21 protein-coding genes are annotated in these 25,046 nt (G+C 41.6%); 12 read left to right on the forward strand and 9 right to left on the reverse strand.

All coding sequences use genetic code 11. The features are described 5' to 3' along the window. Positions 1 to 222 precede the first annotated feature (222 nt). Positions 223 to 1,722: a family 10 glycosylhydrolase gene (locus AACU33_RS28070; RefSeq protein WP_096593001.1), complete on the forward strand. Its 1,500-nt coding sequence runs from the start codon at positions 223 to 225 to the stop codon at positions 1,720 to 1,722. A 6-nt stretch (positions 1,723 to 1,728) separates the two neighbouring features. On the opposite strand, the gene polA is transcribed toward AACU33_RS28070, so the two are convergent. Further along, a complete protein-coding gene (gene polA, locus AACU33_RS28075) occupies positions 1,729 to 4,647 on the reverse strand; it encodes a DNA polymerase I (protein ID WP_096593004.1) in 2,919 nt (972 codons plus the stop codon). A gap of 385 nt (positions 4,648 to 5,032) precedes the next feature. Here polA and AACU33_RS28080 point away from each other — a divergent pair, with 385 nt between their 5' ends. After that, positions 5,033 to 5,740, forward strand: a complete 708-nt coding sequence (locus tag AACU33_RS28080) for a choice-of-anchor E domain-containing protein (RefSeq protein ID WP_096593006.1) — start codon at positions 5,033 to 5,035, stop codon at positions 5,738 to 5,740. A 267-nt stretch (positions 5,741 to 6,007) separates the two neighbouring features. Continuing rightward, positions 6,008 to 6,883, forward strand: a complete 876-nt coding sequence (locus AACU33_RS28085; RefSeq protein ID WP_096593009.1) for a Cof-type HAD-IIB family hydrolase — start codon at positions 6,008 to 6,010, stop codon at positions 6,881 to 6,883. Between the two features lie 207 nt (positions 6,884 to 7,090). Here the strand turns inward: AACU33_RS28085 and AACU33_RS28090 are convergent, their stop codons facing one another. Further along, entirely contained in the window at positions 7,091 to 8,047 is a 957-nt protein-coding gene (locus AACU33_RS28090) for a DALR anticodon-binding domain-containing protein (RefSeq protein WP_096593011.1), read from the reverse strand. Positions 8,048 to 8,269: 222 nt separating this feature from the next. On the opposite strand from AACU33_RS28090, the gene AACU33_RS28095 reads away from it, so the two are divergent. After that, positions 8,270 to 9,028, forward strand: coding sequence for a Crp/Fnr family transcriptional regulator (locus AACU33_RS28095; RefSeq protein ID WP_017654928.1), 759 nt, complete (start codon positions 8,270 to 8,272; stop codon positions 9,026 to 9,028). A 29-nt stretch (positions 9,029 to 9,057) separates the two neighbouring features. Here AACU33_RS28095 and AACU33_RS28100 read toward each other — a convergent pair whose 3' ends face one another. From AACU33_RS28100 to AACU33_RS28115, 4 genes are all read right to left on the reverse strand, one after another. Next, positions 9,058 to 10,104, reverse strand: coding sequence for a PstS family phosphate ABC transporter substrate-binding protein (locus AACU33_RS28100; RefSeq protein WP_096593014.1), 1,047 nt, complete (start codon positions 10,102 to 10,104; stop codon positions 9,058 to 9,060). Positions 10,105 to 10,362: 258 nt separating this feature from the next. Beyond that, positions 10,363 to 11,391, reverse strand: a complete 1,029-nt coding sequence (locus AACU33_RS28105; protein ID WP_096593016.1) for a PstS family phosphate ABC transporter substrate-binding protein — start codon at positions 11,389 to 11,391, stop codon at positions 10,363 to 10,365. A 129-nt stretch (positions 11,392 to 11,520) separates the two neighbouring features. Continuing rightward, entirely contained in the window at positions 11,521 to 12,912 is a 1,392-nt protein-coding gene (locus AACU33_RS28110; protein WP_096593019.1) for a serine/threonine-protein kinase, read from the reverse strand. 284 nt (positions 12,913 to 13,196) lie between these two features. Next, a complete protein-coding gene (locus AACU33_RS28115; RefSeq protein ID WP_096593022.1) occupies positions 13,197 to 14,210 on the reverse strand; it encodes a LysR family transcriptional regulator in 1,014 nt (337 codons plus the stop codon). A gap of 217 nt (positions 14,211 to 14,427) precedes the next feature. On the opposite strand from AACU33_RS28115, the gene AACU33_RS28120 reads away from it, so the two are divergent. The 5 genes from AACU33_RS28120 to ndhD1 all read left to right on the forward strand — a co-directional run bounded on the left by AACU33_RS28120 (position 14,428) and on the right by ndhD1 (position 20,290). Then, complete coding sequence (locus AACU33_RS28120) at positions 14,428 to 15,144, forward strand: NnrU family protein (protein WP_339376334.1); 717 nt, start codon at positions 14,428 to 14,430, stop codon at positions 15,142 to 15,144. A gap of 402 nt (positions 15,145 to 15,546) precedes the next feature. Beyond that, positions 15,547 to 15,933: a thioredoxin family protein gene (locus tag AACU33_RS28125; protein WP_096593027.1), complete on the forward strand. Its 387-nt coding sequence runs from the start codon at positions 15,547 to 15,549 to the stop codon at positions 15,931 to 15,933. A gap of 261 nt (positions 15,934 to 16,194) precedes the next feature. Next, positions 16,195 to 16,347, forward strand: a complete 153-nt coding sequence (locus AACU33_RS28130) for a hypothetical protein (protein ID WP_339376335.1) — start codon at positions 16,195 to 16,197, stop codon at positions 16,345 to 16,347. Further along, entirely contained in the window at positions 16,347 to 18,446 is a 2,100-nt protein-coding gene (locus tag AACU33_RS28135) for an NAD(P)H-quinone oxidoreductase subunit 5 (RefSeq protein WP_096593029.1), read from the forward strand. Before AACU33_RS28130 ends, AACU33_RS28135 begins: the two co-directional genes overlap by 1 nt. 269 nt (positions 18,447 to 18,715) lie before the next feature. Next, positions 18,716 to 20,290 carry a photosynthetic/respiratory NAD(P)H-quinone oxidoreductase subunit D1 gene (ndhD1, locus tag AACU33_RS28140; RefSeq protein ID WP_096593031.1) on the forward strand — a complete coding sequence of 525 codons (1,575 nt, stop codon included), beginning with the start codon at positions 18,716 to 18,718 and terminating at the stop codon, positions 20,288 to 20,290. Between the two features lie 170 nt (positions 20,291 to 20,460). Here ndhD1 and AACU33_RS28145 read toward each other — a convergent pair whose 3' ends face one another. Next, on the reverse strand, positions 20,461 to 21,054 hold the full coding sequence (locus AACU33_RS28145) for a hypothetical protein (RefSeq protein ID WP_096593034.1): 594 nt from the start codon (positions 21,052 to 21,054) through the stop codon (positions 20,461 to 20,463). Positions 21,055 to 21,197: 143 nt separating this feature from the next. Here AACU33_RS28145 and AACU33_RS28150 point away from each other — a divergent pair, with 143 nt between their 5' ends. The 3 genes from AACU33_RS28150 (at position 21,198) to AACU33_RS28160 (ending at position 23,167) form a co-directional block, all read left to right on the forward strand. Then, complete coding sequence (locus AACU33_RS28150; RefSeq protein WP_339376336.1) at positions 21,198 to 21,908, forward strand: Uma2 family endonuclease; 711 nt, start codon at positions 21,198 to 21,200, stop codon at positions 21,906 to 21,908. Between the two features lie 126 nt (positions 21,909 to 22,034). Beyond that, positions 22,035 to 22,730 carry a hypothetical protein gene (locus AACU33_RS28155; protein ID WP_096595419.1) on the forward strand — a complete coding sequence of 232 codons (696 nt, stop codon included), beginning with the start codon at positions 22,035 to 22,037 and terminating at the stop codon, positions 22,728 to 22,730. A gap of 290 nt (positions 22,731 to 23,020) precedes the next feature. Then, entirely contained in the window at positions 23,021 to 23,167 is a 147-nt protein-coding gene (locus AACU33_RS28160; RefSeq protein WP_339376337.1) for a CopG family ribbon-helix-helix protein, read from the forward strand. 43 nt (positions 23,168 to 23,210) lie between these two features. On the opposite strand, the gene AACU33_RS28165 is transcribed toward AACU33_RS28160, so the two are convergent. Both AACU33_RS28165 and AACU33_RS28170 read right to left on the reverse strand, forming a co-directional pair. Then, the gene (locus AACU33_RS28165; RefSeq protein WP_096593041.1) at positions 23,211 to 23,489 is read right to left on the reverse strand and encodes a lipopolysaccharide assembly protein LapA domain-containing protein; all 279 of its coding nucleotides are present in this window, start codon (positions 23,487 to 23,489) and stop codon (positions 23,211 to 23,213) included. 81 nt (positions 23,490 to 23,570) lie between these two features. Further along, positions 23,571 to 24,998: a phosphoglucomutase/phosphomannomutase family protein gene (locus AACU33_RS28170; RefSeq protein WP_096593044.1), complete on the reverse strand. Its 1,428-nt coding sequence runs from the start codon at positions 24,996 to 24,998 to the stop codon at positions 23,571 to 23,573. Positions 24,999 to 25,046 lie beyond the last annotated feature (48 nt).

Raw genomic sequence — 25,046 nt, forward strand, 5'->3', positions numbered from 1 at the left:
TTCAAAATCCCTATTTTTTAAATATAGAATTCGACACCTATCAGCCTCAGCTTTATGTAATTTGAGGTTGATTAGTAGACCTGTTGTACAAGTGCTGTTGGCAATAGATAACGAAAGGTTGATGGGGGAAAGTGCAATTCCCATCCTTTAGTCTTGATTTTATTTTTGCCGTTTACCTAACTTCTACAAGAAGTCTCCTATTTTGCCCTGCTACCTTGAAGTATGTTTAACCGTTCCTTGAAAGTTACAAAATCACAGTTAGTTATCAGACGCCTATTAGCTACCGTCTTCAGTAGTAGTCTATTGATTCCCAATTTTGGGAGCCAACCAGTGCAGGCGCAAGTTCAAGAATATTGCCAGTTATCGCCAAAAGCAGTCACAGAAAAAGACAATTTACGACTTGCAGCACTTAAAGGTAATGCAGATGCTCAAAAACGCTACAAGCAGATATTAAAACAACACGCCCAAGAAATAAAAGCGTGCCGTAATCGTACCTGGCCGCAAAACCAAGCAATTTGGCTACGCTTGTATCCTTGTGACGCTCAACCCGGTTTACTCGATCAACTTATGGATCGGATTATTAACCGTGGCTATAACCAAGTCCACTTAGAAGTGTTTTATGACGGGCAGGTACTTTTACCAGCAGCAAGTAACCCTACGATTTGGCCATCTATAATTCGTAACCCAGGTGCAGAAAAAGTAGATTTACTGGCGATGGCGATTAAAAAAGGGCGAGAACGGGGTTTGAAGGTTTACGCCTGGATGTATACTATCAATTTTGGCTATAGCTATGCCCAGCGTCGAGATAGAGAAGCAGCGATCGCCCGCAATGGCAAAGGTCAAACCAGCTTATATGTTGTAGATAACGGCACTCATGTATTTATCGACCCATATAACGTCCAAGCAAAACGCGACTACTACCTCTTGGTGCAGGAAGTGCTGCGCCGCCGCCCAGATGGGATACTGTTTGACTATGTGCGCTATCCGCGTCAATCAGGAAGCGATTCTATCGCCACCAAAGTCACAGACTTATGGCTATTTAGTCCAGCAACCCAAGAAGCTTTATTTCGACGCGCCCAAAATAATAAAGGGCTAGATTTGATTCGCCGCTTTTTGAGTAAAGGATATGTCACCGCAGCCGATATTGCTGAAGTCGATCAACTTTATCCTCAAGAACAAGAAGCCTTGTGGCAAGGTCGCACTTTATCAGCAGCACAAAAATCTCTTCTCAATCCCAACGACAGACAACCGCTTTTACAATGGGATTTGTGGCAGCTCGCTGTTGCCCACGCTATGCAAGGTATCTTAGATTTTGTCGCCTTAGCAAGTCATCCAGCGCAACAATTAGGTATTCCCGCAGGTGCAGTGTTTTTCCCTGAAGGGAACCAGCTTTTAGGACAAGGCTATGATTCGCGTTTACAGCCTTGGGATAGGTTTCCTAGTTCCTTACAATGGCATCCAATGGCTTATGCGACTTGCGGCGATGTCAGTTGTATTGTGGCGCAGGTACAACGGGTTTTGAGTATGGCCAAACCAGGTACGCAAGTGTTTCCTGCCTTAGCAGGTACATGGGGAGAGTCAATTAATAATCGTCCATCTCTAGAAGCACAAATGCAAGCCCTGCGCCAATTTACTCCCCAAATCAAGGGAGTGAGCCATTTTGCTTATTCCTGGCAATACCCCGAACATGATGGCGATCGCAAGTTCTGTCGCAATCAATAATTGGTGTTACTTCGTTTCCATCCAATTCTCTCCCGCACGGACATCCACTAGTAAAGGCACAGTTAACTTTACGGCATTTTCCATCACAGACTTAATTTGTGGTTGCAATTCTTCCCATTCTTGCGGCGGAACTTCAAACACTAATTCATCGTGAACTTGTAATAACAATCGCGCCTGATATTTACTCAAAACCTCATGCAGTTTTACCATTGCAATTTTGATAATATCAGCGCTGGAACCTTGAATTGGTGCATTAGCAGCGGCACGAAGTAAACCTGCATCGTAAGCACCTAAATTCTTTAATTTACTCAAATCAATAACTTCTGGATCGCTGCCTTTTAATTGGCGTAAACTATTGCTGGTAAACTCAACATAACGACGACGACCGAGAATTGTTTCTACATAACCTTGAGCGATCGCTTCTTTTTTGACACGCTCTAAATATGCAAATACTTTTGCATAGCGTTCGTTAAATCGCTTAATAAATTCATTAGCAATGGCTTTATCTATACCAGTTGAACGAGAAAACTTCAAAGAACCCATACCATAAATCACACCAAAATTTATAGTTTTTGCTAATCTCCGTTCGTCAGATGTCACATCTTCTTTCTCAAATATCAGCCTTGCTGTTACAGTGTGAATATCTTCATTCTGCTGATATGCTTGCACTAAAACAGGCTCTTGACTTAAATGAGCCAAAATCCGTAACTCAATTTGCGAATAATCAGCAGCCACCATTAACCAGCCTGGTTCGGGTAAAAATGCTTTCCGAATTTGGCGACTAAAAGCTGTGCGAATCGGAATATTTTGTAGATTTGGATTAGAAGAAGATAGCCTACCAGTTGATGTTGCCGCTTGGTTAAAATCTGTATGTACTCGATGACTATCGGGACGTACTAATGCTGGTAATGCATCCACATACGTGGACTTTAATTTAGATAGAGTACGGTACTCAATAATGGCATCAACAAAACCTGTTGGATCGATTTCCTGAAGTTTCTCTAATGTCGCTGCATCTGTAGAGTAACCGGTTTGAATTTTACGAGAATACTTAGTACTTAAACCTAATTTTTCAAACAAAATATGGCTCAATTGTTTGGGAGAACCTAAATTGAATTTTTCTCCAGCTATCTCAGTAGCTTTTGCTTCCAATTTTGCTAAATCTGTTTCTAACTGTTGCGAAAGTTCTTTAAGGTAAGTCGAATTAATCCGAACACCTGTATATTCCATTTCCGCTAAAACTTCTTCTAGCGGTTGTTCTACTTTCTGCAATAGCTGATATAAAGCTGGGATTTTTTGTAGTTCCTCACGTAACTTTGGTACTAATCCAAATGTACAATGGACATCCATACCGCAGTAATCGGCTACATCTGCAATATCTACATCAGCAATAGTTTTGCCTTTAGGAACTAAATCTACATAACTTTTAGCCGTTAAACCCAAATATTTTTGCGCTAGATCGCTCAAATTATGGCTACTATCTGGATTTAACAGGTAACTGGCTAACATGGTATCAAATACCACTCCCGCCAATTTTACGCCTTGACATCTAAGAACTAGACGATCAAACTTTGCATTTTGCAAAGCTTTAGGATAATCAGCACTTTCGAGAATTGGACGGAGTGCTGTTAGTACCAAATCTCGATCTAAATTCTCTCCAGTTTTGTGACCAACGGGAATATAAGCTATTTCCTCTGCTTCTGTTCCCCAACAGCAACCAATTCCGACTAAAGCAGCATCTCGTGGTTCTAAATCAGTGGTTTCCGTATCCCAAGCAACGGGTGTCTCTGGGTTAGTAAATTGTTGTAATGAGTTGACTAACTCTTTGAGCTTCGCTTCAGTATTAATAATGCGTGGTTGAATTGCGGAAGCTGGCTTTTGTATAGCTGCGGCTGTATCAGCAGCACTAAAGAACCACAAATCGCCATCGTTATCGTCATTGCTGAGTTGTGTTTCTGGTGGAGAAACTTCTGCAACTTGTCCGCCAAATTTTTGCTGTAGTTCGTTAATTTGACCTAAAAAACGATTAAATTCTAATTTTTCTAAAATTGGTACGAGAACGTCTCGATCGAATCCTGTTAACTTACAATCTTCTAAATCTACTTCTAAAGGAACATCGATAACTATTCTTGCCAAGTAGCGTGACTTTTCAGCATCTTCTTTCCCTTCTACAAGTTTTTTCTGAGTTGCGCCTTTGATTTCATCTAATTGAGCATAAATATTATCTAAGGAACCGTAGGTAGTAAGTAGCTGTACTGCTGTTTTTTCCCCAATTCCCTTAACACCCGGAATATTATCTGATTTGTCACCGCAAAGAGCTTTAAAATCAACAATTTGCTCTGGTAAAACACCCAGCTTTTCTTTAACTTGTTCCGGGCCAAATTCTGTGATGCCATTTGTAGAGCGTTTCCAGGCATCTGGACTAAAATTGAGAACAGTGATTTGCTTTTCTAGGTCGATGAGTTGAAATAAATCGCGATCGCCTGTGAGAATTTTTACTTGATACCCAGCAGCAGTGGCGATTTGTGCTAAAGTCCCTAAAACATCGTCTGCTTCATAGCCTTGAGCCGTGAAAATAGATAAATTGAAACCTGCAAGCAACTCATGAAGATTTTTTAAGTCCGGTACAAAATCTTCTGGTGTACCTGGGCGATCGGCTTTATAGGTATCATCAGCTTCATGACGGAAAGTTGGCAAACCTAAATCAAAGGCTATAGCCATTGCTTGTGGCTGTTGTGTTGTCATGACTTCCAACAGAGACTTGATAAAGCCAAAACAGACACTAGTCGGAATCCCCGTTTTTGTACGTAATCCGCCATCTCGTCCCTTAGCAAAAGCAAAGTAGGAACGAAAGGCCAGCGAGTGTCCATCTACAAGGATGAATGTGGGGCGTGTTGCGGTTGTAGGAAGGGAATTTTGGGACATAAGTTTATTGTAACCAGAAGCTTAAGTCTCGGAACTAACAGCGACGCAGCTTTAGGATTGCACTGGTCAAAATACCCTACCGCAGTTTCTCACAAAGGGAAACCCTCCTCCGAACTACTCACTGTCTTAACGCTAAATATCTCCATCCATAAAAGGCTGCAAAAGCTAGAATAAATGCCTTTTTATGTCTATAGCAGTTTTAATATGTCTACTCATTAAACTTTAAATAAATAGCTTTTAAATACTTATTACGTGTAGTGAGTTTTTATCGCTTTATCAAAAATTTATATAAAATTAAGTAGATTTGTCCAGCCCAAAAATAATCATTCAAAGTTAGAAATAAACGAGGAATAATGCAATCATAGTTTCAGAAAATCATTAGTCTATGAATTCCAAATTTTTTCAAGCTTTAGCTACTGCTACAACCTTTGCAGGTATTGTCGCTACAAGTGGAGTAGCTAATGCAGCTACTATCTCAAGTTCAAGTTCTACAGGATTTGGACTCACAAATATTATTGATTCACCTCTTAGCGTCCAAAAGTTTGATGCGTCTCTTGGTACGCTCAAGAGTGTAAAAATAGACTTTACCGGAGATTTATTAGGAACAGCAAGATTTGAAAATCTCAGCCCCAGTTCCACTCCACTAACAGTAAATCTTGCCAGTAACCTAGGCTTAAAACTGAATAATCAATCTTTGTTTACGCTCAATCCCCAAAATTCGTTTAACTATCAACTTGGTGGAGCTGATGGTGTCATAGATTTTGGCGGTACCTCTGGAAAAACTGTCACAGGATTATCAGCTTCACAATCTGATACCAAAACCTACACTGATAGCCAATTTTTGCAGTCTTTTATTGGTAGTGGTAACTTAGAATTTTTGTTCTCAGCTTTAGCTCAATCAGGGGTTACGGGATCGGGGAACATGATTACCTCCATCACCACAGAAGCTAAAGCAGGTATAAAAGTCACGTATGACTATGATGATTTGAAATCTGTACCTGAACCATCTGCGGCTCTTGGGCTGGGCTTAATTGCAGGAATTGGTATGTTAGCAAAAAATAAGAAAAATAGACTAAAAATGCCAAATTTTTAATCCTTGTATCAGCAGTGTTTCTTACTTTGCCATTAAAGAAATTAACTTGTTGATGCTATAGTTAATCATTGTCAATGATGGCATAATAGCTGATTTATACTGGTCGATCGGTACTGTTTCGCAGATGATTTTGACAGTTGGCTATATATAGAACCCGGATTTGAATTAATCCGGGTTTTTGCTATGTCGATCAAACAATATAAATTGCTGTTGTGAAAATCCAAAATGGTATAACCTCTTACTGGAAGTTCACAAAGTGGGGAATTTATGGATAACGCAGCTGCTACTCATTTTGCATCAACTGCCAAACCGGCGATCGCAACAGAAGAAATTAAACTACTGGTTTTAGATATAGATGGCACAATCTCAGGAAAGTCTAACACCATCAGCACGCCTGTAAAACAAGCGATCGCCGCAGCGCAAGCGCGAGGAATTCAAGTAGCGATCGCAACAGGTAGAATGTATCGTTCGGCTTTGCGTTTTCACCAAGAAATTGGCTCTGTTTTACCATTAGCAGCTTATCAAGGAGCTTGGATTCAAGACCCAGCTACCCAGAAGCTTCATCGCCATTTGACTGTTTCTAGAGAAATTGCATCCCAGTTACTAGACTACTTTGAACAGCCGCAGTTGCGATCGCTTCTATCCGTTCATTTCTATATCAACGACCAGCTTTATGTGCGAGAGTTAACAACAGAAACCAAAATCTACGCACAACGTTCTGGTATCACCGCGATTCCCGTAGGAGATTTGCGTCAAGCTTTAAATAATGAACCGACCAAGGTTTTGGCTTTGTGTGATGACACTGATGTCATCGAAAAGATCTTGGGCAATTTGCGCCTTCAATACACACCAGCAGAACTTTACCTGACAACATCCGTTGCTACCTTTTTTGAGGCGACTAACGCCTCTGTAAACAAGGGAACTGCTGTGCGTTACCTAGCCGAAGAATTACTAGGATTGCAAAGCTCCAACGTGATGACTATTGGTGATAACTTCAATGATGTGGAAATGCTAGAGTATGCTGGCGTTGGTGTCGCTATGGGTAATGCACCAGCAGGAGTAAAAGCGATCGCTAACTGGGTAGCTCCTACTGTAGAGGAAGATGGAGCCGCTGTAGCAATTGAACAACTTTTACTGTCTTAGAGCTATCGAAAAAATTTGCTTTCTATAAAATCAGAAAGGACACCGACGACTGGCCGTGTTTCGTCTCGGTGCCCCTGCTGGTTCGCTCCTCACACACCTGATAATATAGCCGATGTGATTAATTCAGTCAATAGATGTTATATAAATTTATATTTCTTCCTTCAGAGGGTTTACTGACAAATCCTTTGCTATTGAAAACCACTTGATTCATAGCTCTAAAGGAGCAAAAACTCCTAGTTTTTCTTCGAGTAATAACTTCAATACATGTTGAGTAGCCATCACTAATCCCAGTCTGGCTTGCGCTAGCAGTGGCGACTTAATTTTTACTTTGCCCCAAATGCGACACTGGCTCCAGAAATTTTCAAAAGCTTGGCTCAAATCTAGCGCGACTTTTTCCCAATTGATTGCACTGCCAAAACTATCGCATTTGAGATTATCTACTACCTCGACTAACTTACTAATTAAACGACCTTCGGCTGGATGATTGAGGCGAAGTTTTTCTTCGTTGTTAAGCCAAGGTATAGGGTTAGGGTAAAGGATACTCGCCAAAGCTTGTCCGGCGATGCTGAGTAGTGGTTTTTGCTGCTCCCGACTTATTGCTGTATCTGTAAGCACGTCTTGGAGTTGAATTAATTCCTCGCGGTGAGCCTGCTGTAATAGCGAATAGCAGCGTGCATGGGCGTATTGCACGGCAAATAAGCTTTGTGGATTTATAATGTTTAAATTATTTGTTTTGCTTATCTGTTGCCCTAAACTCCCCATAGTCAGATGTTGTAACCAAGCCGCTAACATTAAGTGAGACAATTCTAAATAAATCCAGCCAGGGGGAACTACTTCAACTTGAAAAACGTCGCCACAAGTCTTCCATAAGTCGGAGGCGATCGCATTTGCTATGTCCACAGCTTTTTGATTCTGAGATTTTTCTAACCGCAGGGCTATACCAGAAATATATAAAATTCTTTTTTCATCTCTACCTTTATATAGAGGAAATTTTCCTTGTTTTATGCATACATTCTCAGCTTCACAGGTATAAACACTTAAAGATTTTTTGATGTAGCTATATGTTAACTGCTTAATTGCTGTGTATTTACTAACTAGTAGCTGAAAACGCACGTAGTTATTGATGAAGACAGCCTCATCTCCAATTTGTGGATTTTCTGTCATCTATCAAAAGTTATAAGTTTCTTCCTGATAAAGAAAAATGAGAGTAGAATAAAATTTGATGAATATTCAATGAATAGTGGGTAAACTTTACTACCATCATTGTACAGTAAGAAGTATAACAAAAAGAGTAGAGAGCAAATTGCTTTCTGTTCTTTGGATGGCTGGCGCTGATTAGGCGTTAAGCCTGTCTCGCCAACACAAAGACACTCCTTGCACCTTTTTATGACGTCTTTGTCTTCAGCCGAACGCTCTTTGTTACCTATGCAATCTCCATCCTCCTTTTCAGAGGCTTCACGTCCTTTTTTGACTTGGCAACGCATTCTTGATTGGGCTCAAGAACACTATCGCTGCCGCACTTTCAGCAAAGATGAACGCATTCCAGCTAGACCTGGATTGCTATATTTGGTGCAAAGAGGTGCGATTCGTATGGTAGGAACCGCCCAAGTCAGCGCTACTGCCAGTCAGTTAACATCTCGACGCATTAACAGAACTCCAGAAGAAGCTTTCTTAGGTTTTGTTGGAGCCGGACAACCGTTTGAAATTGTTGCTCAGTCACCATTCACACTCCAGGCTTACGCTCATGTTGACCAAACTGCGGTGCTGTGGATGTACTGGCACGACTTGGATAACTGGCCTCACTTCCGTCGCGAAGTTATGGATGCCTTTAGATATCAGCACCAACGTAAGTTGCTGTGGCTGAGTGCCTTGGGACAACGCCGTACAATTGACCGACTCCTAGGATTCCTCACTTTGTTGATTGAGGAATATGGCGAGCCTGCAATGAGCGAAACCGATCCCGATGTTATCCGTGGTTATTGTCTGCCTTTCCCCCTAACCCATGCCCAAATTGGTAGCGCAATCGGTTCGACTCGTGTTACCGTTACCCGTTTAATGGGCAAGTTACGTCAACGTGGCTTAATCCTTACCCAAGGAGATAATCTAATTTGCTTACCAGCAGAGTCGATTAATAGAGCCAGCTAAAGTTCAGATCTGCTGTCAATAAGCAGGTGTCAGCGAATTTTGACAAACCCAGCCTGGGTTATCAGTTCCTGTCCCTGCTCACTTAAAAGTAAGTTGGCATAAGCAATACCTGCTTGCTGCTCGATTTGACCAGTCTGTTTGACCACCACAAACAGATTGCGTGTAATCGGGTATTTTCCAGATTGGAAAGCCTCAATGTTCAATTTGTTTCTTTTGCCAGGACATTCATTGGGGAAGACAAATGGTTCTTGGTAGGGAGCAACGTACTTCCCTTGCGTTCGCCCCAACGGTAAGGGTTTAATTGAGCATTGAGGAACCACCTCTGGGGCAGAAGCATAATAAATACCACCAGGACTACTAGCCAATTTTTGCAAGGCTTGGGTGGTAGTGGAGACAAATTCCACTTGCGATCCAAAAGATTGACCACCCAAAATGTCTTGGACAAAAAGTTCTACTGTGCCGCCATCAGAGATGCGTCGAGAATAAGGCTTAATCGGAAGATTTATGCCACCTACTTGGTTCCAATTATTGATTTTGCCAGTATAGATAGATTTGAGCTGGTCTAAGGTCAGCCCTGGAATATTTAAATTGGGATTAACTGCTACTGCTAATCCATCGATTGCTACACCAATTTGATTTAGACTAAATCCACGCTGTTGGGCGCGGCTTAATTCTCGATCTAAAACTGGCCTAGAGGACTGAGCAAAGGCTAGCTGACCGTCGATTAGCGATTGTATACCCGTACCAGAACCAGGAGACCCATTGCTGGGTTCTACATAGCGTAAGCGAAACTCTGGTCTGGCTACTGTGATTGCTGGGTCAACTGTTAGTCGAATTGGTGCCCAAGATGTGCTGCCTCCGTAGTTAAATAATCCTGTAGGAACATTTTGTATAGATGTAAAGGTTTTGCCGCTGGGTTTTCCTGTGGAAGCCTGGGGGTTATTTGTTTTGTTAGAAATAGTTTGATTAAGATTAAAACCAGAATTTTTGGTAAACCACCAGAAGCCACCACCTATCAGCCCAGCAGTGATTGCTAGAGACAAGATTAGAATAGGTATTTCATTTTTTTGGGACATAGCACGTAACCTTGTATGTCGGTTAAATACAACTAGTGACTAAATGTTAAAATTTTTTAATTTTAAGTTTTGGATTGAAATATTTGCTCTGGCAAAATTTAATTTAAAAATTGACAAAGTAAGTATTTTAAATCATCAAAACATACTGTTAAAGACAATTTAAAATTGCTTATCCAAGCTCCTATATACATTAAGTCTCTGCCAAGCATTACAAGGCAAGGATCAATGTAAAATCTAAAATTCCAAATTTCAACTTAATTAACGAATTCTAACAAATCCAGCTTTACCAATTAATTCCTGACCTCGATCTGTTATCAGCCAGTTAGCATAAGCTTCTCCGGCTTGTTGATCGCTTTGTCCATTTTGTTTAATAATTACAAATAGCCGCCTAGTGATTGGGTATTCACCTTTTTGGAAAGCGACTGCATTAATTTGGTTACGTTGTTGCGGGCAGTTTTGCAGGGAAGTAAAAGGCTCTTTATAAGGCGGAATAAGTCGATCGGATTTTCGTCCTATGGGTAAGGGCTTAACAGTACATTGTCCAACTACTTCTGGGGCAGAAGCATAGTAAATTCCCCCAGGATTATTTGCCAATTCTTTTAAGGCTTGAGTTGTAGTCGGAATAAATTTAACATTGGCACCAAATTTTTCTCCTCCCATGACATTTTGATCGAAAAATTCAATCGTGCCTCCCTCTTCTAAACGTCGAGAGTAGGGTGTAATGGATAAATTAGGGCCATTCACCTGTTGCCAGTTAGTCAACTTGCCCGTGTAAATATCTTTAAGCTGTGCTAACGTTAAACCTGGAATTTGCAGATTGGGATTTACGGCGATCGCAATTCCATCAATCGCTACAGGAATTTCTTTTAGTTGAAAACCCCGTTGTTTTGCTTTTTGGTATTCCTCATCTTTAAGAGAGCGTGATGATTGAGAAAAAGCTAGTTGGTTATCTAAAAGCATTTTAATTCCCGTACCAGAACCAGGAGCACCAGTAGTAGGATCGGTGTAGCGTAATTGATATTTAAGCCAAAGCTTTTGAATTTCTGGGTCTACTTCTTTGCGAATGGTCGCCCAAGTAGTACTTCCCCCATAACTAAACAATCCTGAAGGAACATTTATGTTTTGGGTCAATGTATCTTTATCCGGGCGAGTTTGGTTAATAGTTAAACTATTAATTACGCCAGAATTATTAGCCAACCACCAAAATACACCACCTACTAACCCTAGTGTAATTACTAAAGTTATAGCCAAAACTCCAGTTTCATTAGTTCCGTTTTTTGGCGACATAGCTGTTATTTTGATTTTTATCTTTAAAGGCAATGTCCCATTTTGAAGTTGATGCTAGGTTAAGATTAGGTTAAAGGTTGATTTTTGCTGGTCAAGCAACTTGCTTTAAGTAATTACACTAGTAAGCATTTAAAGAATTAGAGAAAGTAATTTATAAATCAGGCGAAATAGTGCAGTTAAGGCAATACTTACTAAAGCTGCGGCAAATGCTAGTATCAATATTTGCTGAATGCCAAGTTCACCACGTAACAAAGGTACGAAAAATATTAGAGCAAAAGTAACTCCAGGAATAATTAATAAATCTAGTTTTTCAATCCACCTTCTCGTTTGGGCAAAAATCAGTATTCCTACAATTACAACAGAAATACCTAGGGTAATGACGGGGTTATGTATCAGGCTCAAACAAGCGATCGCAATTAATGCACCTTCAAACCCGCTAAAGGCAGCTCCCCCTAACAATTCCCATGTAGAAAAGGCTGGGATAGCTGTTGGAGTATGTGAGATAGCTGGACTAGAACTATGTGTTGCAGGCGAAGATGTGGGTGTAATGTGTGTAGGTGGTATTATTTGTGCCTGGTAAATTTCTGCAAGTGCATCTAAAACTTCTTGCGCTGACTGAAACCGTTGATTAGCAGCAGGGAGGAGCATTTTGTCTAGAATATCAGCTAGACGAGGATTAATCGCGACTTGTGTTCGCCATTTCCACTGATTGCTATAGCCATCAAATAACTTAGTTGCTTCCTGACCAGTCAATAAGGTCAAAACAGTTACAGCTAGAGCATATAAATCTGTAGATGGAAAAACTTGATTTCCGGCCATCTGTTCAGGCGGTGCAAATCCCATAGAGTAAATGCCTGTGGAAGAAGCCGCAGGTGCATTTGTGACTTGTTTCACTGCACCAAAATCTAATAGGAAGAGTTTGCCATCACGACGACGCATGATATTAGAGGGTTTAATATCTCTGTGAATAATACCTTTTTCATGAACAAACTTAAGTATTTTGAGGATTTCTTGCAGTACCTCTAAAATTTCTGTTTCAGAAAATCTACCTTTAGTAATTAATTCTTCCTCAAGATTTTGCCCGTTAATATATTCTTGTACTAAATAAAAAAATTGGTCTTGCTGTCCTGGTTGTAAGCTAGGAACTGTCATCGGAAAGAAAGCAAACAAATCAGGAATTTGCTCGTGTTCGTTACCTATATGTGCTAGAACTTCTGCTTCTCTTTCAAATAGCTGTTGGGCTATTTGCAGTTGAGCAGTGGTTAAGTTCCCTGTAGGTTGAAATTGCTTCACTACACATTGACGCATTCCCGGAATCCGGCGATCGCGTGCTAAAAATGCTGCGCCAAACCCTCCCCTACCTAAGAGCTTCATTGGTACATATCGACCATCAAGCATTAAAGGCATTCCACAGGTAGTACAGTATTTTTGCTGGGCTGTTTTCAGTGTGGTGTGATCGTCTAAATCCGCAAAATAGTTTTGTGGACGCGGACAGCGTGGACGAGTGCAGTAAACTTCCATTGTAGTTATTCGTCAATAGTCCATAGTCAATAGTCCATAGTCAGTAGTCCATCGTACAGTGGGCGCGTCAATAAATAACTCCCATCTACAATTTTGGCGTTAGTAGTGTTCGTCGAAAAACAGAACGCTGCTGACACCCAGCAAGAATAAGAGTAGCCGCTTTGGCTCTGCAATACTAGACACAAGCCTAGAGTAAACCTAACAGTAATTGTCTTGTGAACTAATTGACTAATGACTCATGACTAATGACTCATGACTAATGACTAAATAACTAGTAACAGAGGTTAATCTTCATCGGCAGATAGGGGCGTCACTGCATCTAATGTATTTATCATTAAGTTTTTTTGCGATAGTTTTAACACATTGTGGTTCCATCCAGGGGTAGCAAATTGGGGTAGAATCTCCTGACTAAAAGCTTCTGCTGCCTTGGATCGATAACGATTGGGATTAAAAATCAGCCACAGTGTGCGCTTCACAACGACGCCTTCAATCGGAGCACAGTGCAAAACGCCCATTTGTAACTCTTTGGCGATCGCGGAGGTGGAAACAAAAGCGGCCCCCAAACCAGATTGCACCGCATTTTTAATTGCTTCTATGGAATTCAATTCCATTTCGACTTTAAAACGCCGCGTATCAATCTCACAGCGTGCTAGCACTTGGTCAATAACTTTGCGGATAGTCGATTGGGAATCTAGAGTAATGAATTGTAATTTATAAAGGTCTTCTTTTTGGATAGTTTCGAGTTTGGTAAACGGATGGAAAATCGGTAAAATCAGCACCAGCTCATCTTCGGCATAGGGAATAATCTCTAAAGATTCTGCCAATTCACCGGGAATTTCGCCGCCAATGATGGCTAAATCCACCTGTCCGTTAGCGACACTCCAAGCTGTCCGGCGAGTCGAGTGGACGTGTAACTGTACAGCTACATCGGGATATTTTTGTCGAAACATACCGATCATTTTGGGCAACAGATAGGTGCCAGTGGTTTGAGAAGCACCGACAATCAAAGTGCCACCTTGGAGATTTTGTAAATCTTCGATCGCCCGACAGGTTTCTTGACACAGACTGAGGATTTTTTCCCCATAACTCAGAAGTAGATGTCCAGCTTCAGTTAATTGGGCGCGGCGTCCTCCACGGTCAAATAAAGGGACATCCAGCTGCCGTTCTAAGTTTTGCACTTGCAAGCTAACGGCAGGTTGGGAGACATAAAGACTATCAGCGGCGCGCTTGAAGCTCCCTTCTACGGCGATCGCTTTGAGAATACGTAACTGATCTAAAGTGAAAGGAAGGTCAGACATAGGCTAAACCCACAAACAAGAAAGGAGCGACTTTGGCAAGAAATCAGCATTTCACACCAAGGAAATTCGGCATGATTGATGGCATCTTAAACTTGGAAGATTGACTGGGAAAAGACAGTAGCACAACATCATTGACTAAAGTTCCTGTGTAAATACTTTGTGGTATTGGTTGTACTGAACTAAGTTTCCTTTAATTTACTTCACTTACGTATAAGATATGATGCTGATTTCTTGGTTAACCCCCAGTCATTTTGTCATATTGGGGCTACAGTTAGTTTTTGCGATCGCTCACAGTGGGGGAGCTGCCTTCAGGCCTTTGGCAGAAAAATACATTGGGCCAAGGCTTTATCGGATTTTATTTGCCTTAGTCAGTCTGCCATTAGCTGTAATCTTAATTATTTACTTTTTTAATCACCGTTATGATGGCTTGCAACTTTGGCAGGTGAAAGATGTACCTGGCGTGCAGATTTTAGTTTGGGTGCTATCAGCGATTTCCTTTTTGTTTTTGTATCCTGCTACTTTCAATCTACTAGAAATTGCCGCCATCCAAAAGCCTCAAGTCCATCTTTACGAGACGGGAATTATTCGCATCACTCGTCATCCCCAAATGGTAGGACAAATAATTTGGTGTGTTGCCCATACTCTTTGGTTAGGTACTACCTTTACACTGATTACCTCAATTGGCTTAGTGTTACATCATTTATTTGGTGTATGGCACGGGGATCGCCGCCTGAGTCAACGCTATGGCGAAGCCTTTGAAAGTGTGAAACAGCGGACTTCAATTATTCCCTTTCGCGCAATTATCGCAGGTCGTCAATGTCTTAAATTGTCAGAATTTCTTCGTCCTGCCTATTTAGGAGTTGCCATTTTTGTGGTTTTACTTTGGTGGTCGCACCCCCTGTTATTATCAGCAACTAGTAAGTTAACATGGTAGCTTTAGGCGATCCCCAATATCATCAGATACTGTTCAAATTGGTGAAAATCACAACTTATCAATTGCTACCAAATCAATGTAGGATAAATTCAAATAGCTGTCAGTGGGGGTGCACGTAGTCGGTTTGAGATTTTATATTGGTAGTTGCTGGTAAATCACTTTTGCTAAGAAGTAAATAGCAGATTCAGCCTAAATCCCTAGGCCACAGTAGCTACCAAGATTTGAACATCCAAAAAAGCCAGCGCAAGATTCATGGTGGCTTTTCGATCGGCACCGCAATCAACGCAATCAATTTTGTCTAACTATCTGTGCCCTGAGAGCGTCTATCGGCAGTAACTGGCTTGCCAATACTACCTGCTGATAGTTAGTTTGATATCAAAACCCTATAAAACTAGAGGCGTCATGGTGTTGTCGGTTAGTGAGCGGACATTTACTCAAGAAGTTTTAGAATCTCCTATTCCGGTTTTAGTGAATTTTGAAGCACCTTGGTGTGGCTTGTGCCGCATTATCCACCCCCTGTTGTTGCAATTTAAAGCCCAATGCGGGGAGCAAATTAAATTAGTCGGGGTTAATGCTGACCAAAATTTCAAGCTGTCTACTACTTATCGACTTAAATCACTGCCAACTTTATTGTTAATTGAAAATGGCACCATCCAATATCGTCTTGAGGGTTTTCGTGGCAGAGATGATTTACGTCAAGCTTTAGAAGAGATTAAAGCTAGCTACAGTCAGCGTTCTCAAGCCTACAATAGCCCAAAAGAATTAGATTTAGGATGTCGCAAAGTATAAAAATCTCAAAAGTCAATCCTCAAAATAGAGGTTATTCTCTCTTGACAATCGCTTATTAATTACCACTTTGGTATAGCAAATATAAAACCAACCTTAACGCCCCACCCAATGACCTCCGGGTGGGGTATTTTATGCTAAAGGGTGTGTGTCACAATTATTAACAGTTCGACATAGACAGTTGTCTGAAGACGGACAGTTGACCGCAACGGAGATTGGTTTAAAGTTATGATGCGAAGATCGCAGTCGTCTTGGCCCTGAAAAATGCCACTTGCTACCCTGAGGGTTCTTCAAGAGAGTACAATTCTGGCGATCGCAGACAGTGTCTACAAACTTTTCTCTGTGTCCCAGTCTTCTCAAGACCGTCGGCAGCACTGTCCTAACTTAGTCAAGAATCATAAAAGTAAGCGTCAGTGATGGAAGTAATCTATCAATATGCCTGGCTGATTCCTGTATTGCCGCTTTTCGGGGCAATGCTGGTAGGTCTAGGATTAATTTCGATAAATCAGGTGACAAACCGCCTACGACAGCTGAACGCTGTAGTAATTATCTCCCTGATGGGAGCAGCGATGGGGCTGTCGTTTGCCTTGCTGTGGAGCCAAATTCAAGGACATCCAACTTATATCCGCACCCTAGAATGGGCAGCAGCAGGTAATTTTCACCTGAGTATGGGCTACACAATTGACCACCTGACAGCCTTGATGCTGGTGATTGTGACCACGGTAGCTTTCTTAGTCATGGTCTACACCGATGGCTACATGGCTCATGACCCAGGCTACGTCAGGTTTTATGCCTACCTCAGTTTATTTGGCTCTTCGATGTTGGGTCTGGTGGTCAGCTCCAACCTAGTGCAGGTTTATATTTTCTGGGAACTTGTAGGGATGTGCTCCTACTTGCTGGTCGGCTTTTGGTACGATCGCAAGTCAGCAGCAGACGCCGCCCAAAAAGCATTTGTCACCAACCGCGTTGGAGACTTCGGTTTATTACTCGGCATTTTGGGGCTGTTCTGGGCGACAGGCAGCTTTGATTTTGGTGTAATGGGCGATCGCCTTGCCCAACTCGTACAATCGGGTTCTATCAGCAATTTTCTGGCTGTTCTGTTTGCGATTTTGGTCTTCCTCGGCCCGGTGGCGAAATCAGCCCAATTTCCTCTACACGTGTGGCTACCAGATGCGATGGAAGGCCCCACTCCGATTTCGGCCTTAATCCACGCGGCAACAATGGTGGCAGCTGGGGTGTTCTTAATTGCCCGGATGTACCCCGTTTTTGAACACGTCCCAGCAGCCATGAACGTCATTGCCTTTACAGGGGCATTTACGGCGTTCTTGGGAGCAACAATTGCCATTACCCAAAATGACATCAAAAAAGGTTTAGCTTACTCCACCATTTCCCAGTTGGGTTACATGGTGATGGCAATGGGAGTAGGTTCCTATAGCGCGGGATTGTTCCACCTCATGACCCACGCCTATTTCAAGGCGATGCTGTTCTTGGGTTCCGGTTCCGTAATTCACGGTATGGAAGGAGTCGTGGGTCACGACCCTGCATTAGCCCAGGATATGCGATTGATGGGTGGATTGCGCAAGTATATGCCCATCACCGGAATTACCTTCTTGATTGGTTGCTTGGCAATTTCTGGTGTTCCACCCTTTGCTGGATTCTGGTCAAAAGATGAAATTTTGGGGAATGCCTTTGAGGCTAATCCATTTCTCTGGTTGATTGGCTGGGCCACTGCCGGAATTACCGCTTTCTATATGTTCAGAATGTATTTCATGACATTTGAAGGCAAATTCCGGGGTACTGACGAGAAAATCAAAGACAAGCTCAAGAAAGCAGCGACAATCATCTTGGAATTAGAGTCGGCAGAACCAGCCCCAACCTTTGGCCCTGGGGCAATGAAAAAAGGTGAATTGGCTGCTACAGGCGGACATCATGACTCCCATGACTCCCACGGGCATCACAGCGATAAGCCCCATGAGTCACCGTGGACAATGACTCTACCATTGGCACTTTTAGCTGTACCGTCGATTTTGATTGGTTTGGTAGGCACACCCTACGCCAACTACTTTGAGGAATTCATCTTCCCGCCCTCAGAAACCCTAGCTGAAGTTGTAGAAAAAGCCGCCGAGTTCAACCCGACGGAATTTTACGTTATGGCGGGGGCTTCCGTAGGTATTTCCTTAATTGGGATTACCTTGGCTTCCTTGATGTATTTGCGCGGTAAAATCGACCCAGCTGCGATCGCGGAAAAAATCAAACCACTTTATCAGCTGTCTCTCAACAAATGGTACTTTGATGACATTTACCATCGTATCTTCGTCATGGGCTTGCGTCGCCTAGCTAGACAAGTCATGGAAGTTGATTTCCGGGTTGTTGATGGTGCTGTTAACCTCACAGGCTTTTTCACCCTTGTGAGTGGCGAAGGCCTAAAATACCTAGAAAACGGTCGCGCTCAATTCTACGCCTTGATTATATTTGGGGCAGTTTTGGGCTTGGTGATTGTCTTTGGTATTACCTAAGTTCAGTTCTGAGTCCTGAGTTTTGAGTAGTAAGAGAATTTGGAGTCAATACTCCTGTTGTGAGCAATCACTTCTGATAGCTCAGTGTTTAGCAGACAGTCAAATAATATCTTTGATTGAGATGAAGGCAGGCTGATACATTTACCTACCTTCATCTTTCTTCATTTTTGTTAAATCAACCTAATAAGGGAGGCCAAATCCCAAAAAAGCTGCTACTTAATAGCTAGTGACTTTTTGCCAAAAATGATTTTGATTGCAGGCGAATGGCGATGAATACAGCTAACTTCCCGTGGCTGACGACGATTATCTTGTTACCGATAGTCGCGTCGCTACTGATTCCTATCATCCCAGATAAAGACGGTAAAACAGTGCGCTGGTATGCCTTGGTTGTGGGATTGATTGATTTTGCACTGATTGTTTACGCTTTTTATACTGGGTATGATTTCTCCAATCCCGATTTACAGTTGGTGGAGAGTTACCCTTGGGTACCGCAATTGGATTTGAAATGGTCAGTAGGGGCGGATGGCTTATCTATGCCCCTAATTATTTTGACTGGATTCATTACCACCCTGGCGGCCTTAGCAGCTTGGCCTGTGACACTCAAACCCAGGCTATTTTACTTTTTGCTTTTGGCGATGTATGGCGGTCAAATTGCCGTGTTCGCCGTCCAGGATATGCTGCTGTTTTTCCTGGTGTGGGAACTGGAATTGATTCCGGTTTACCTGTTGCTAGCGATTTGGGGCGGTAAAAAGCGGCAATATGCAGCGACTAAGTTTATTTTGTACACCGCAGGCGGTTCGCTGTTTATTTTGTTAGGCGCTTTGACAATGGCCTTTTATGGCGATACAGTCACCTTTGATATGCGATCGCTCGGACTCAAAGACTACGCCCTAAATTTCCAACTTTTACTTTATGGTGGCTTCCTGATTGCCTACGCTGTCAAGTTGCCCATTATTCCCCTACACACCTGGCTACCAGATGCCCACGGTGAAGCTACAGCTCCCGTACACATGTTACTGGCTGGTATTCTGCTGAAAATGGGCGGTTACGCCTTAATTCGGATGAATGCCCAGATGCTACCAGATGCCCATGCTTATTTTGCACCGGTGTTGGTGATATTGGGGGTAGTGAATATCATCTACGCCGCCCTCACATCCTTTGCCCAGCGAAACCTGAAGCGGAAAATTGCCTACTCCTCAATTTCGCACATGGGCTTTGTCACCATTGGTATTGCCTCCTTCACAGATTTGGGATTAAGTGGGGCAGTGTTGCAAATGGTTTCCCACGGATTAATTGGGGCAAGTTTGTTCTTCCTGGTTGGTGCAACTTATGACCGAACACATACCCTAATGTTGGATGAAATGGGTGGTGTTGGTAAGAAAATGCAGAAGATTTTTGCTATGTTTACCGCCTGTTCAATGGCTTCTTTGGCTTTGCCAGGAATGAGTGGTTTCGTAGCAGAATTAATGGTGTTCGTAGGCTTTGCTACCAGCGATGCATATAGCTCTACATTTAAAGTCATCGTGGTATTCTTGATGGCAGTTGGTGTAATTTTAACGCCAATTTATTTGCTATCAATGTTACGGGAAATTTTCTACGGTCAAGAGAACGAAGAATTAGTTTCTCACCAAGCACTCATAGATGCCGAACCTCGTGAAGTCTTTATCATCGCCTGTTTGTTAGTGCCAATTATTGGTATTGGTTTCTATCCCAAATTGCTGACTCAGATGTATGACTCTACAACAGTGCAGTTAACAGCAAGGTTGCGTGATTCAGTGCCAACATTAGCACAGCAAAAAGAAGCACCAAAAGTTTCCTTAGTTGCGCCAGAAATTGGTAATTAAGTGAAAATTGATAAGCGATATTACAATTGATTAGAGGGCGGGTTATATACCCGTCCTTTTTTGTTTGTGACAGCATCAAATCAATAATTGACTCTCAATACACGCGCATAAAGTTTATATTCATCAAATTAGAGTGAGTTATGTCGCAGGCTAACGCACCTATTGTTATCTTATATAAAGCTGCTTAAAATGCCGATAATTTTACCAACATCGCTGAGAAAATATTCATTTAAGTCAATCTCGATGATTTTCCCAGTAAGCCGCAGAAATTTCCAGTTAGTACCTGTAGTTACGCTACCATAAACAGCCTCAATTTCATTCCCTTTCTGTTGATTAAATAATTGTGCAGCTATCATTTCTGCTATGCATTGTCCTAAACCAGATTGAATATTATCGTTTTTAGCTTCTACTAAGGCAACGACTGGTGCTTTAATAATTATTTGCTCGGGAGATTTACTAATAAGAAAATCACAAAAACCTGTTAAACCTTTTTCAGGGCTGACATTAAATTCTCGACCTGAAAATAAACTGATTTTATTTTGAAATCTTTCTTTTAATTCTACTAGTATCGGTGTCAATATTAATTCTGAACGTGATTTTTCAGTACCAATTGCTAATGCTAAGGGTACATATTTTTTGAGAGTTTGCTCTAAAAAGCTGCTGTATTCTACAGAGGATATATCAGCAAAAATTCCTACGGATTCTGTAATTGTGATATCAAAATTCGCCTCAATATTTTCTATACTGAATTGGCTGTATGGCATTAGAGAATATTTATATCAAATTAGATTTTGGTTTTATCTAGCTTAATTCTATCTAAAACCTCAGCATTACTTAAGTATCAACAACAGAAATCTTCCATTCCTTTTTTATAATCTATCTAGAGTCAGCATTTAGCATACTGCTCATGTTAAACTACAACCCGTTGCACTGTTCGCCATCTTCCGAAGAGTTACCTAACTCTGATGACACTCCTGTGGATAATCAATTACAACATCTCATCCCTGCTTTGCTCGAAAGTACACTGGCTCTAAGTTGGTCAGACCGTTGGGATTGGTTTTTTGGTGTAAATATGGGAATTTATTATGACGCCAATCAACCAGCAATTGTCCCTGATGGTTTTCTTAGTTTGGGAGTCAAGCGTTTTGTTGATGAATATTTACGCTTGAGTTACGTGCTATGGGAAGAAAATGAATCTCCAATTTTGGCATTAGAGGTAATTTCTCAAATACATCGGGGAGAATATAGTACTAAAAAAGAATTTTATGCCAAAAACTTAGGAATTTTATACTACGTTATTTACAATCCTCTCCGACGAAAAAAATCCTCTTTAGAAGTATATCGCCTTGTAGATGGTGAATATTTACTCCTGTCAGGGAGTCCTGTTTGGCTACCAGAAATTGGTTTAGGAATTGGGCGAGAACGAGGAATTTATCAAGGTATTGTACGGGAGTGGTTGTACTGGTACGACGAGGAAGGACAAAGGATACTCGCACCAGAAGAACGCATTCAAGAAGCAGAAGAGCGATTTACTTTTGAAGAACAGCAACGCGTAGCAGTAGAAAAACGGGCACGAATGCTGGAAGAGAGGTTAAAAGATTTAGATATAGAGCCTTAGCTACATTCATGTTAATTTGCCTGATGGTTAGGGAATTATATTTGTAAAGGAAATAATCGCTTGATGGCGCAATTACTCAAAAATTGTTGCCAAATTAATCTATTTACAAAAACCATCATCAAAACTATGAATGTTAAATTAGGTTTCGGATCTATCCCCAAACCTCAATATGTATTTGTCAACAGAGAAAATGATTACTGTTGGTATATGCTCGCCGAAGATAAAAAACATATTCCCATCTATGAAAAAGCTTTGACTGGAGTAATTACAGCCATAGAAGTTAATAAAAAGATTGAAACATCTTTTGGAGAAAGTGAAAAAACCGATTTATATATTTTGGCGGACAAACCTTATATTGTTCGTTCAGGAAGCGATTCTTATTTTTCTAAAAGTTTATTGTTATCTTTAGATGCTCTTACTTTGGAACAACTGCGTCATCCACTGACTATTGCAGTGAGTCCTGGAGATAAAAAAGTAGTATTTTGTAATATTTACGATCCCGTAAGTTATCGTTCTATAGGCGTAAGTTGGGATGGATATAAGGAATTGAACTGGCAAGCTTTAGAACAGAAAGTTAGCGTGAAAATTAATGGACATCAAAACATAAAGCCAGAACAAATACAAACATCTAGTAATACGTCTCAATCTGAACTCCACGCAGTTTTAATAGCACAAACAGATACATATTTAGCACAATTAAATTGGTCGCCAGAGCAAGGAAGGGAGTATTTACAGCAGAAATATGGCAGGCGATCGCGTCACCATCTCTCTGATACCGAACTGTTGGATTTTATTGATTTTCTAAAACTACAACTAACCTAAACTTAAGCGGTCGCTCATTTTTAGTTTATCTGGTGATGTGTAGGCGATCGCCTTCCCAAAAACTCTAAAAGCCTTTAGACACCAGCTTCCAAGACTAAAGGCTTGATTGCTTATACCTTTACTAGGGCTTCATTTTTGCATTGCGTTGCAATACAATGGTATATTTTGTAATGCAAATTGATCCGATCGGACGATGAGCAAAAAAAAACATTACCTTTCAGATAGATAGCGATAAGAAGATTGCACTGGATGCAATTGCCTCAGGAATCAACCGCGATCGCAGTTACGTATTGAATGAAGCAATAGACGCTTATTTAGAAATGCATCATTGGCAAATCGAAGAGATTCAAAGGGGAATTACTGAAGCTGAAACAGCAGATTTTGCCAGTGATGAAGAAGTAAAAGCAACTTTTGCAAAACTCACCAATACAAATTAATTGATCGGCGTTTATCGGTGTGTATCGGCGGTTAATTTATCCCTCAAAAATCTTCATCATCAACAAAAAATTCGGCATCCTCATCTAAGCGAGAATTACCCCGCCGAGAATCAGCAAGACCCCACAGAGGTTGCAGTACCGCTATACCAACTAAGCCGAGACAAACACAAAAAGCCAGCAATAAACCTACTGGTATTTGAATCGATTGTAATGATAAGAATTTTAACCGTACTGGTGTGGCGTTTTGGACAGAGAGCAGCGCGATCGCCATTACCCACACAGCGACAATTACAGATATCAGCAAATTAGCAATAGTTTTCATAAAAAAATCAAACCAAAAACAAACACAGATGAACACCGATAAATATCAGCGTTCATCTGCGTTTATCGGCGGTTTAAACTCTTACTCTAGTTTAGCGATCGCACTTTCCATTTCTTGAGCGATTGTCGTCAGTTTTTCGGGTGAGTTGGTTTCTAGATAAACGCGCACCAGAGGTTCTGTACCTGAGGGACGCAATAGAATCCAGCTACCTTCTTCTAAGTAAAGCTTAATCCCGTCTTTGCGACCAACTTCTTTGACTTTAATTCCCGCTACTTCTGTGGGCGGATTTTTGGTAAAGGAGTCGATGACGGCGGTTTTATGGGCTTCGGTGAGGTGTAAGTCCAGACGATTATTGTAAAGCGGGCCGTCTGCTTCGGCGATCGCTTCTTTGACTAGTTGACTCAGAGGCTTACCTTCATAGGCGATCGCTTCGGCTACTAGCATATCGGCTAAAACGCCATCTTTTTCGGGAATATGCCCAATGACGCTTAAACCGCCTGATTCCTCTCCACCAATCAATACGGTGGTTTCCCGCATTTTTTCACCAATGTATTTAAAGCCAACTGCTGTTTCATAAATTGGCAGCCCGTATTTAGCGGCAAAATTATCTAAAAGGTGAGTTGTGGCTACAGTGCGGACAATAGCGCCGCTTTTGCCTTTATTTTTGATTAAATGACGTGCTAGCAATAGCAGCACAGTGTTAGGTGTAAGAACGTTACCTTGTTCGTCAACAATACCAAAGCGATCGCTATCGCCATCTGTTGCTAAACCTAAATCTGCTTTATCGGTGCGGACTGCTTCGACTAACTCAACGAGTTGTTCGCCTTTAGGTTCTGGCATCCCACCGCCAAATAGCACATCTCGCCAGGTGTGAAAACTTTCTAATTGCACGCCACTTTGTTGCAAAACTTCATCTAAATAACCGCGAGAAGTAGAATACAAAGCGTCGTATTTTACCTTTAACTGGGCACTTTTGATTTTTTCTACATCAATTAGGGTGTAGATGAATTGCAGATAATCGGGTTTCGGATCGAAAATAGAGATAGAACCTGATGGGCTACCACTTGGCGGCTCATCCGATGCACTTTCGATGTTTGCCACAATAGTATCAGTAATCTCTGGAGTGGCAGGGCCAGCATAGTCAGGGATATATTTAATCCCACAGTATGGTGCAGGATTATGACTTGCCGTAAACATCAACGCCCCTGCTGAATTTAGGTGGCGGGCGTTGTAGGCAATTACTGGTGTGGGGCAATCCCGATCGGTAACTTTTACTGTCCAACCCAAGTCAGCCAAGACTTGGGCGGCTGTTTGGGCAAACTGGTCAGCTAAAAATCGAGTATCGTAGGCAACTAGAACTGGCCTGTCTTTGCTATAGGCCGTTTCCAGGTAACTAGCGATCGCTCTTGTAACTTTTCTTACATTGGGAAAAGTAAAATCATCGGCGATAATTCCCCGCCAGCCATCGGTGCCAAATTTGATCTTGCTGGATTTGCTACTAGCGCTCATTTTGCCACAGGCTCCCGTCCAACTTCATTACTATTAGGAAGCTTCGCG

The sequence above is a fragment of the Calothrix sp. NIES-2098 genome, from assembly GCF_963875125.1.
Taxonomy (GTDB): domain Bacteria; phylum Cyanobacteriota; class Cyanobacteriia; order Cyanobacteriales; family Nostocaceae; genus Aulosira.